At 38.8% G+C, this 10,344-nt stretch carries 10 protein-coding genes and 1 pseudogene; 3 read left to right on the forward strand and 8 right to left on the reverse strand.

Annotated features, from left to right (window positions below; all coding sequences use genetic code 11):
- Positions 1-7: 7 nt before the first annotated feature.
- The 5 genes from JQC92_RS00975 to JQC92_RS00995 all read right to left on the reverse strand — a co-directional run bounded on the left by JQC92_RS00975 (position 8) and on the right by JQC92_RS00995 (position 4,268).
- On the reverse strand, positions 8-301 hold the full coding sequence (locus JQC92_RS00975; protein WP_204997881.1) for an EexN family lipoprotein: 294 nt from the start codon (positions 299-301) through the stop codon (positions 8-10).
- 174 nt (positions 302-475) lie between these two features.
- A complete protein-coding gene (locus JQC92_RS00980; protein WP_204997882.1) occupies positions 476-1,114 on the reverse strand; it encodes a type IV secretion system protein in 639 nt (212 codons plus the stop codon).
- On the reverse strand, positions 1,111-3,591 hold the full coding sequence (locus JQC92_RS00985; RefSeq protein ID WP_204997883.1) for a VirB4 family type IV secretion/conjugal transfer ATPase: 2,481 nt from the start codon (positions 3,589-3,591) through the stop codon (positions 1,111-1,113). Before JQC92_RS00985 ends, JQC92_RS00980 begins: the two co-directional genes overlap by 4 nt.
- Positions 3,588-3,932: a VirB3 family type IV secretion system protein gene (locus tag JQC92_RS00990; RefSeq protein ID WP_204997884.1), complete on the reverse strand. Its 345-nt coding sequence runs from the start codon at positions 3,930-3,932 to the stop codon at positions 3,588-3,590. Before JQC92_RS00990 ends, JQC92_RS00985 begins: the two co-directional genes overlap by 4 nt.
- A gap of 9 nt (positions 3,933-3,941) precedes the next feature.
- Positions 3,942-4,268 carry a TrbC/VirB2 family protein gene (locus JQC92_RS00995; protein WP_204997885.1) on the reverse strand — a complete coding sequence of 109 codons (327 nt, stop codon included), beginning with the start codon at positions 4,266-4,268 and terminating at the stop codon, positions 3,942-3,944.
- A 447-nt stretch (positions 4,269-4,715) separates the two neighbouring features.
- On the opposite strand from JQC92_RS00995, the gene JQC92_RS01000 reads away from it, so the two are divergent.
- Positions 4,716-6,407: an SWIM zinc finger family protein gene (locus JQC92_RS01000; RefSeq protein WP_204997886.1), complete on the forward strand. Its 1,692-nt coding sequence runs from the start codon at positions 4,716-4,718 to the stop codon at positions 6,405-6,407.
- Positions 6,408-6,439: 32 nt separating this feature from the next.
- Here the strand turns inward: JQC92_RS01000 and JQC92_RS01005 are convergent, their stop codons facing one another.
- Together JQC92_RS01005 and JQC92_RS01010 are read right to left on the reverse strand one after the other, a co-directional pair.
- Positions 6,440-6,712, reverse strand: coding sequence for a type II toxin-antitoxin system RelE/ParE family toxin (locus JQC92_RS01005; protein ID WP_204997887.1), 273 nt, complete (start codon positions 6,710-6,712; stop codon positions 6,440-6,442).
- Positions 6,713-6,982: a type II toxin-antitoxin system RelB/DinJ family antitoxin gene (locus JQC92_RS01010; protein WP_204997888.1), complete on the reverse strand. Its 270-nt coding sequence runs from the start codon at positions 6,980-6,982 to the stop codon at positions 6,713-6,715. It abuts the gene before it with no gap.
- Positions 6,983-7,679: 697 nt separating this feature from the next.
- Between JQC92_RS01010 and JQC92_RS01015 the strand changes: the two genes are divergently transcribed.
- Both JQC92_RS01015 and JQC92_RS01020 read left to right on the forward strand, forming a co-directional pair.
- The gene (locus JQC92_RS01015) at positions 7,680-8,180 is read left to right on the forward strand and encodes a hypothetical protein (protein ID WP_204997889.1); all 501 of its coding nucleotides are present in this window, start codon (positions 7,680-7,682) and stop codon (positions 8,178-8,180) included.
- An 8-nt stretch (positions 8,181-8,188) separates the two neighbouring features.
- Complete coding sequence (locus tag JQC92_RS01020) at positions 8,189-9,976, forward strand: KGGVGR-motif variant AAA ATPase (RefSeq protein WP_204997890.1); 1,788 nt, start codon at positions 8,189-8,191, stop codon at positions 9,974-9,976.
- Here JQC92_RS01020 and JQC92_RS01025 read toward each other — a convergent pair.
- Positions 9,959-10,344, reverse strand: a pseudogene (locus JQC92_RS01025) (hypothetical protein); the annotation flags it as partial. The gene JQC92_RS01020 and the pseudogene JQC92_RS01025 overlap by 18 nt on opposite strands.

The following is a 10,344-nucleotide window of genomic DNA, read 5'->3' on the forward strand; positions in this document are numbered from 1 at the left end:
ACCTCGATTAATTCCAGCCGTGATGTTTCGGCAATTTATCGACATCGATATGCAGCGGATGCAACTCGCCCGCACTGCGCTGATTGGCCGCTTGCAGCGCATTTATGCAATCAGGATGATTACGATATTGAGCTGGATTATCACTGCAGCGAGCTAATGTGCTGTCTAACTCCGCATTGTGCTTTAAGTACCAGTCGACGGTAGGTGCTGAAATTGCGGAAGGCGCAGTATGCTTACTGTCAAAGCAAGCGGTTAAGGCTAATGAGCCGATGGCGATAATGGTTAGATTTTGTAGTTTCATGGGTACTGCTCACTGTGTTGTACCCGTCCTTGGTTTTTGATGGTTATTCCCGCATGCCTTTAGCGGGAAATGGTAATAACGACAGTTTTGTATGTCGGTAATCTAGTGCCTTTATTTGTTTACATCAAAGTCTCTGGATACCCATTTTCATGGGTATGACAGCAGACTAAGTATTTAATAGTTGATTTGTATTGGGTGTAGTTCACCCGCCGACTCAATCGCCATTTGAGTAATGCGTTGTTGTGTTAACGCATTACTGGCTTCAGCTTGAGCATTGAGAAGTTGCAGTTTGGCTTGTTCATTTTCCAGCATTACACCTTCGGCATTAATGCGAGCTTGTAAGTCTTCGATGTCTTTTTGTTGTGGTGCATTGTCTATTTTTCGAATGAGCTGCATCAATTGGTTGTAGCGGGCTTGTGTCTGTTGCAGTGATACTTGAGTCTGTCCAAACCAACGGCCTCGATACCGATTTACTTGGTCATACAGTCCCGCAACATCACCGCCTAACTTGAGCCATTCACTATCATGTAAGCCGTTTTGCTTTAATGTCAGATTTGGGTCGACTTTAACGCTCATGTCATACACCGAATCAATTACGCCTGACATATGACGAATTCCGTTGATGCTATTAAGCTGAGACTTAGCCGTCTTAACCTGCTGCTTTAAGGTATTGATTTCCTCAAGTAGATGTTTCACTTGTATGATGTTTTGCTGCAAATTAGCGGCATCAATTACGGGGAAGGCCAAAGCTGATTGTGGCTGTAATACTTGTGTCAGCAACAGGCACACTATTATCTGAACTCGCCTATTCATGCTTCACCTCGCTTACTGGCAAGTGCGTCATAATAAAGTGGTAGCCAGTCTCTAGGTTCGCTGCCCACTTGCTCAACCAATTGGTGCATTAGGTTCACTTTATTAGTGGTACCTGAAATGACGGCAAGCTCTTCGTCCATGCCTTCTAAATCCAAAGTGTTCACTGAGCTTTCGTGGCCTTGCTTCACCAAAAATTGACGGGAGTTAGGCTGAAGTTGAGTCTTGATGATGTCGAATTCAGACTCAGTAAGGTTAAAACCATCGATGTAATCTTCTCGTCTGGCTTTGGGGTTGGGCATAAAAATGAAGGTGGCGCATTGCTCAATCAGTGTATGAGCAATTGGGGATTTGAGTACATCTTTAGCGGATTGCGTGGCATAAACCATAATGCCGTTCTGCTTTCTAATGACCTTTTGTTTGTTGTTGGCTAAGTCTTCAAAGTAATCATCCAGCAATAACTTCCAAAACTCATCCATGATGATTTGCAATCTACGACCATCAATCAGCTTTTCAATGCGATGAAATAAATACATCACAATCGGTGTTCGAATTTCTGGGTTATCTAAAAACTCAGTGACATCAAAAGCCAGAAGTTGCTGATGAGTGACATCCAATTCATCAATTTTATTATCCAACACCCAAGCGAGTTCACCACCATCACACCATTTTTGCAATTTGGCTGAGCAGCCCGTGTCATCAACAGGGTCGAGAAATTCCAAACAACGACTTAATCGACGTAGTGGTTTATCTAATGCCATTACGCCAGCGACAGCATTGGCCAACTCTTGTTGTTGAAGGTGAGTCAACTCACCACCGACTAACTTGCCAATCAGCTGAGTTAAGAACAGACGATTGGCAGCATTATCTTCAAGATGAAACGGATTAAAACCTGTAGGTTTACCCATTTGTAACGGCAGATAAAGGCCCCGACAGGTACGAACGTAAACTTCTAAACCGCGATCTTTATCAAAGATGATTTGTGTTGGCTGAAACTTTTTACTTTGGGAAATTAAAAAGCCTTGCAGCACAGTTTTACCGCTGCCAGAAGCGCCAATGATTAAGGTATTGCCTAAAGCATGGTGCTCATCCTTGAGCAAGGTTTCCTTAATATCAGCACATTGATTGTCCTCCTTTGTGGTTAAGTTAATGGCGGAAGGTTTGGTTGTGAGCAGTAGCGGTGGCTTTGGCGTGTTGTGCTCATGAAAATTAAAGTAATAAGGTGAATCTGAAGCGCCTTTAAATAAGGTCACGGCACAGCCCCATTGATTGCCATCAATATGACCCGTTGGATAATTATGAAAACTGCAAAAGCCAGCAAAGTTGCGAGAGGATATCGGCGCTGGGCGAGGGCAGTATCGACTGTTGGTTGGCAATTGTGACCAATAAGCGGCTGCAAGCGCTGTATTTTCCCTAGTCGGAATAATGGCAAGCTCGGCCATTTCTGATTTCACGTTGGCAATATGATGGTTAAGTGAATCTACGGATTTGGAGAGAATGGTCAGCACCAAATGATGCTCACCGTACACCACTCGATTTGAGGTTAAATCATCGAGCGCATCATCAATGGCTGCAACTTGTGATTGGGCTAAATCGCCCGTAGTGACTAAACGGTTTTGTTGTCGCATCAATAGTTGTGTTGCGATGGGTTTAGATAAAAACTTAAAACTTTGGGTCAGTACAAAGCTGAACGGCGCAGACAGTAATGCGTTGAGCAGCCCTGCTTCCGTACTTTCAGGGTATTCGGCAATGCTCAAACACGCACCGTACTGAGTATCAATAACGCCCTTTAACGCAATGGTATCTTGCACGAAAAATGGCCGAACCCTTGGCAGTGCCATTGATACATCAACAGTTGGGCACACTCGCTGTTGCCACTCGCCGTTCACCAGAAAATCTAACAGGGTCAGCACTTCTGAATAAAAGTGACCATCTTTAAAATAAGTGGTTAACAGCTGCGGCTGGTATTCAGAGAGGGCAGAGCTAACCGTAGCCACCACTTCATCAAGTGCATGAATGGCCTTTTGTTGCTGAGCAATCCGTTGCTCTTGTGTCAGGGTTTTCTTGAATAGGTTGAGTGGTTCATTAATGCCATCAGAATAAATAACCGTTAGGTACAACTCATTAATCAGCAACTGGTTTTGGCACACTTTAGCGGCATATTTCTGATTTAACTTACGGTCAAACTCGACGTTAAACTCACCATCAGGAAAGACTTTATGTTCACGACGAATGATGTGTGACCACAAACACACGTTTGGGCTGGCAATGTTGCGTAGCGTAAGGTTTAGTTGCTCTTTCCAAAGTTGGATTTGCTCAGCATCTTGGGTTTCGTGAGCAATCCCTTGCAGCTTAATGACTTGCAAGTATTCGCCATTGTGAGTTTTTAATGTGTTGAGATCGCACAAGGTTTGATAAGGAATGAACTCAGCAACGGTGTTTTCTTTTTGCCATAACTGGCGGACTAAATTGGTACTCATGCTGTCATCCTCCAACTGCCGGTTTGATACTGTGGGCTGCGAGTATTGATAACGGGGCAGGCCGTCGATTTCCCAAAATGACGCCAAGCAAGCGACTTGGCTTTGGTGTTAAACCAAAGTTTGAGTAGCCTAAAACTGCGAGGATCACGCAAACACAAGCCATACATCACGGCGTGAAGTGGCAGATACAGCAGTAACGTTAGTGGATTTTTAGTCGCGATCATCAAAATGGCAACCAAACCAGCAGCGATGATGATGCCATCTAAGGTCACGCCCCATTTCATGGCTGGACGAGTGACGGCTACAAACAGCGGATCTTGATGAGTTCTCTGATTAATCATGGTAACTCCCTACGACACGGCGCTAATGATAAGGTCGACAATGGTGCCGCCACCGAAAACCAACACGATCCCAGCGATATACTTGCCGCAAGTTTCGCCAGTAATACGGCCAAACCAAGCGAGATACCCCAGAATGGCAATCCCAATCACCGCTGCACTGCGAGCGATACCGCTGGTCAATAAATCCATCACCCAATCCACTCCTTCGGTAATTGGGTTAGCAAAGGCGAGTTCAGGTGCAAGTGATAACAACAGCAGTAAAAAAAGTCGGGCACCAAGTACACGTAAGTTATGAGTGATTGGTATTTTTCTTTGTTCGAATGAGTTCACTTTCATTTCATACTCCAAACTTTGAGCTAAATGAAAGACACTTAAAATCCGTTGAAAGCATCATGCAAATAAAACGTATATAGAAAATCACATGCGTGAAATATTCTGTAAAGCACTCACAGAAAATAGAAATGCCTTTGCAACGGTATGCAACGGTTTGCAACAAGAAATGATTATTGAATAGACTTTAACGATCGGATTAAGCGGGGCATTCATCGGTAGAAAGGTAATATTATGACTATCATCTAACTTTTAATGTTACCTTCAAAAATATTGTTTTTATGATTTATTTTCATGATGTTAGTAAAACAGTATATTTTTAACGACTAAAGTTACCTTTTTCCGCAACCAGTGCGGGATGAACCAAATAAAAGTGTAGATTTTGATTCGCTTTTCACTTTACTTTTTGGTATTTTTCGTTTCCAGCAAATCAGAATTTTTCTTTGAGTTTCGATGACGTTTGATGATGATCTTTTATATAAATTAGCAGGTAGTGATCGCTATCAAAAAGCAGAACACATTGTCCTATCTGGAGCCGTCAATAGTGTCGTTTTTGTTGAAAATGGCGTAGAGGCTGAGGTAAGAGGGGCTTCTATCTACCGTACCTCATTAATAGCTAATGAACATGACGATGAGATTGAAGGACAGTGCACTTGCCCTGCGGCAGAGTATCAGAAACTTTGCAAGCATTGTGTGGCATTGGGAGTGTATGTGAACCAGTTAAATAGCGATGAGGAAGTAAGTCAAATTAATGAGCTAGAACAGCTTAAAACTTGGTTGAGCGAAAAGCCACACAGTGATTTATTGGAGATTGTTTGGCAGCAATTATCAGAAAATACGAATGAACGGCAAAAGTGGTTGTTCAAAATGAGTGCCAGCCAAAACACCGTATCCAGTGACAAATTAAAACGTTTAATTCGTCTCGCTCTACCAGAAGAAAGCTTGTGGGATTACCGTGATGTTTCGGACTATTTTTCTTTTGCTGAAGAAAAGTTTTCAGTAATTTTTGAAGGACTCAATAGCTTAGAAGCAGAAAAACAGTGGAAGTTATCCTTATATGCTTTAGAACACCTCGATCATGTACTTGAGGAAATTGATGACTCATACGGACATCGTATTGAAATTGAGGAAACGCTTACAAAAAAATTACACGATCTCTTTGGTAAATTGGACTGGAGTATCAACAAAAAAGCCAGTTGGTTATTGGAGCATACCCAAAGTCATGGTCATGACTTATTTCCATCAGTACCCGGTGAGTTTAAGTTTTCTGCGGCGGTGAGAAAGCAATTTTTATCATTATGTGCTCAAGAAGTTGAGCGTCAAATGGGTGAAAATAACTCATCAGTGAGTACTTCAATACTTAGACCGTTGATTGAACAAGCAAGGCAAAAAAAAGATTGGCGAGAAGAGTGCAGACTCAAACTCATAAAGGCTAACCAATTTAGAGATTGGCTTGAGCTCAGTGAAATATGCTTAGAAAATGGTGATGAACTAGAAGCTGAGCATTGGCTGGTTAAAGCAAAACAAGCTGCAAAGTTTGATAGAGAGCAACGAGATTGCACAAATCAAGAAATTGAAATTAACATTGCGCTAAATGAGCATGCTAAGGCATGGAAACTAGGCAGGACACTTTTTGATACCGAACCTAGTTTCATGCAGTACAAAGAATTACAGAAACTTTTTAACCAATTAGAAACTCAGCATTGTGATAATGATTACCTGACAAATATCGAGAAGCGACTGGTTGAACATTATGCCAAGCATGATTTTAAAAATATCTCTTCACTCAGATATAGTTCATATGATGCAATTTTAGGGTTTTATCTTGATCAGCAACAAGTAGATAAAGCAAGGCTTTGGGTAAAAGAACATCAAGCAAAGAAAGAAAACTTATTAAAACTTGCAGATATAATCACTATTTCTCACCCGAAAGAAGCGGTTGAGCTTTATCATCGAAGTTTAAGACCAATCATTTCAGAGACTAATAATGGTGCTTACGCACATGCAACTGAATTGCTTAAACAGCTAAAGAAAAAAATGGCCAATAAAGATCATACTCTTTTTCATGAGCTTATTTCAGAGCTCAAAACAGAGTTCAAGCCAAAGCGTAATATGATGAAACTGCTTAAAGAAAATTTTAGTTAGATGTTCTCGTACCGTTAAAGTTAAATTTGAGTTTAACGAAAAAGTTCACTGTGGGAGCCAATCCTCGCCAACTTCAGAGTGCTATCCTCAATTTTGTATATGAGTACTAAATCAGGCTTTATGTGGCAATCTCTATAGTTTGCCCAATTCCCAGATAAAGCATGATCTACATATTTAGCTTCAAGTTTTTTATTTTTTTGTAATGACGTAATGATGTGTCCTACTTCGATTACATCAGGGATGGCTAGTTTGGCTACTTTTTTAAAGTCTTTTTTAAACTGACTCGAATACTCTAAATGGTACATTTAAGCCTCATTTATACCAAGATCTTTGAATAATCCATGAACGTTATCAGCCTTTATTCCTGCACCACTTTCAAGCTCCTTAATTGCAGCAAGGGTTTCTGAATTAGGAGTTCTAGAACGCAGCTCAAAGGGAATACCTCCATAATTAATTACTGCTTTAGCGAATAATTTTATTGCTTGAGAAGGACTCAAACCTACTTCATCGCAAATGTTAGTAAAAGCTAATTTGGTATCATGATCTATTCGTGTGCTCAGCATTTCTGTCTTCATATTGCTACCAATTGTTATACATAGTAATACAATTATAGAGGATTACTTTTCTACAAACAAATATTTTCCCATAATGTATACATATTACATCCACACATCAGTTATAAGCATGAGTGATTGAGCGTCAGGGCAGAAACTCTTTCAACTGTATCTCAGTAAACAATCTTGAAGGGAAACATTCATTGTTTGAGTATTGAGTAACTATTCAAGTTACTTAAGCGCTGTCAAAATACGTCAGGGGGCAGACAGTTTATGTCAGATTGTGTCAAAAATGCGCGAGATCATCACATAACTCATTGTTTAATATAATCCCTAAAATCCCCAATTTGCCAGTTTTCCCCGCTTGTTATAGAGATAAAAAAGTGTTTAAATACAATGCAATAATATCTGTAGTGTTCGTATTATGGGGTGTCAGGGGTCGGAGGTTCGAATCCTCTCATACCGACCAATTTTCTTGTTGATTTATATATGTTTTTTCTGTTTAATCGCACGGCTGAACATTAAAGTGCGCAAAACTGGCGCAAAATTTGCGCAAAACCTCTGCTTATTTCCAATGATTTTTCACCCGTTTGTGGTTTTTACTTTAAGAAATCGAATATCGAGAATATTTTTTATATTGAGCGAGTCCAAGTAGGCTTTTTGCAGTTTTGGCAGTATTATTGCCTTGATAAATAAAGGTGGGGTTGTAAGAGTTTCAATGGAGTATAAAGAATACTTAAATGCTGCACGAAAGCATTTAACTACATGTGAAGTAATTAAAAATAGTATAGAGGAGCTAGACTCTAAGAGTGCAGATAGTGGAACATCTAAACAACTGCTACTAAATTTATACTATCTAACAGGTTACGTATTTGAATGTTCGATAAAGTATGGAATTTATAAAGTTATTAATTATGAGCGAGGTAAACCTGTACAACAACTTGATACGGCTGCTCTGAGCTATAAATCACACATAAAATTTCATCGCTTTACTAAGTACCAAGACCATCTTATTTCGAAAAGCCCAGGAATAAAGCTTATAGATGATAGAAGTCAGGTACCTCGAGATATTATTTTACTATACAAATCATGGGATGCAGAAGTAAGGTATTGGTATTCTGCTTGTAATAGTGACGTTGAAGGAAGATTGACAAAAACTAACTTATTTAAGTTATTAGATTATGCAATTTGTGCATTTAAGCACATATCGCGGTTATGAGGGGCAAAATGTTAAAGTCTTTAGATCATATTGAGAAATTGGAAGATTTTTTTAAAAAACTGAAAAAATCTAACAAAATCAGAAAGTTTGTGATTAAATTGTCAATTAACCATAATGTTGAAGTATCTATTGTAAGTGATGAGATTACATCAGTTGAATCTCTCAGAAGTGAATTCAATAAAATAAATAGAGATGGCCTGCAATGTGAACAAATATTCTTAAGTAATTATGCTGTTGATTTCGAATTCTATTCAGAATATCAAAGCCAGAATGAGTTTGAATACATTTTTGACTCTCCTTCGATAGATTTAGGTTTAAGGCGCTCTTTAGATTCTTTGCTTGATTCAGATATTACAAATATTTCAAAACCTGAAAATTGCAATGTGATCACTTTCTATAGTTATAAAGGTGGTGTCGGGCGAACGACATCCATGGCATTGGCTGCGACATATTTAGCAAGGCAAGGTAAGAATGTTTTTGTTATAGATTGTGATTTTGAAGCACCTGGTGTTATCAATTTTTTTAATACTTCTCAATTGAACTCTAACAAGTCAGGTGTTGTTGAGTACCTCAATGATTTGCTATTCGATGAGAATACTTCACTAAATGATTATACTTATAATGTAGAAAAAGCATATTCAGGTAATGGGGTAATCAACCTTATGTCCGCAGGAAATGTTCTTTCAGAACAAAGAGACCTAGAATCTTATCTTGAAGGTCTTGGAAGGGTTGATTTACAAAGCTCAAGCTTGACTTCCTCTCTGTCAAAATTAATTCAAAATGTTCAGTCTACATTCAATCCTGATGTGATTCTGGTAGATTCAAGAACGGGTTTCAATAATATTTTTGGTGCATTAAGTCGGTTATCTTCTTTAGTAATAGCGTTTTCAGGAGATGACGCACAAAATTTGCCCGGTGTTCAGAATGTAGTGCATACTATTTCTAAATTATCTGTTCCAGCATGCATCGTATTATCGATATTAAGCTATAGTCCAACTAAAAGGTTTAAGCGTTTTAAGAGTATTGTAGAAGATCAATCTGAACAAGATATTGATATGTTTTACTTTGACCGAAAAAATATTCTCGAATCATTGGGTACGTTTGATGAAGACTTGGATGATTTAGATGATTTTTTTGTCAGTGAGGGAGAGTCGAGTCAATACTCCAAATTTTTTAAGTTTGTTGAGAGTTTTACAACTATTTCTGAGAACGACTCTAATATTGATAATGGTGAAGAAAATATATTTGATGAAGATGATAAATCAAAACTCGATATAAAAGACGATATAAAAGACGATATATTACAGGTTCTCGAAGAAAACCTTCCCAACTTGTATGCTGAGAATATAAATTATGATTCTAATTATCTAGATAACTTTTTTTATGTAAGACGTTGTATGGAAGATTTTTTTATTCCAGAAAAGACTCTTCTTTTAGGCGATAAAGGAACTGGAAAAACAGCATTTTACAAAGCTCTCCAAATTGATTCGATCTTCACCTTACTTGTTGAAAAATCACAAAAAAAACATTTGAATTATACTGTTTTGAATGTGACAAACTATGAGGGAGATAATGAAGGCGATGATTTTGAATTAAACGGTTTGGGTGAAAGTCAAATCAAAGATGAGTTATTTATTAAGAAATTTTGGATAGTTTATATATGGAATTCTCTTGCATCTAGAGGTGGTTTCAAATCTTCTTTAGAAAGTAGTATCTTAGACCTGACAAAGGTTACAGTTATCAATGATTTTGGGTGTGGGTCTTTTACACCGACGTGTTTAATCACACTCATATAATCTCTGTTTCGATTGCTGTTTGTGATACTCCCAATATTTTTCAAGATCACCACTCGATCTCAAAGACCGTAGCTTTAAGATGGCCTCTGCACCCTTTAGACTCCACCTAGCTCCAGTTATATCTAGCCTGTCATTAATCAAGTGACGGCAGGCTCCTTCGATTACTCCGCTAGCTATTGGGTATCCGAACTCTAAGGCTTTACCGTATTCAAGCCTTGATTTGTTTTTTAATAGATAACTGATGCACTTATCGATAGCCTCTCGTTGTCTCAAATTTCGTTTTGTCGCACTGATACCAAGCCCTTTGGCCACTTGTGAAGCTTTACCACTCAAGATTTCTGTCGCTTTTTTTTCTATCCAATCTTCGA

The organism is Parashewanella hymeniacidonis, from assembly GCF_016900895.1.
GTDB lineage: Bacteria > Pseudomonadota > Gammaproteobacteria > Enterobacterales > Shewanellaceae > Parashewanella > Parashewanella hymeniacidonis.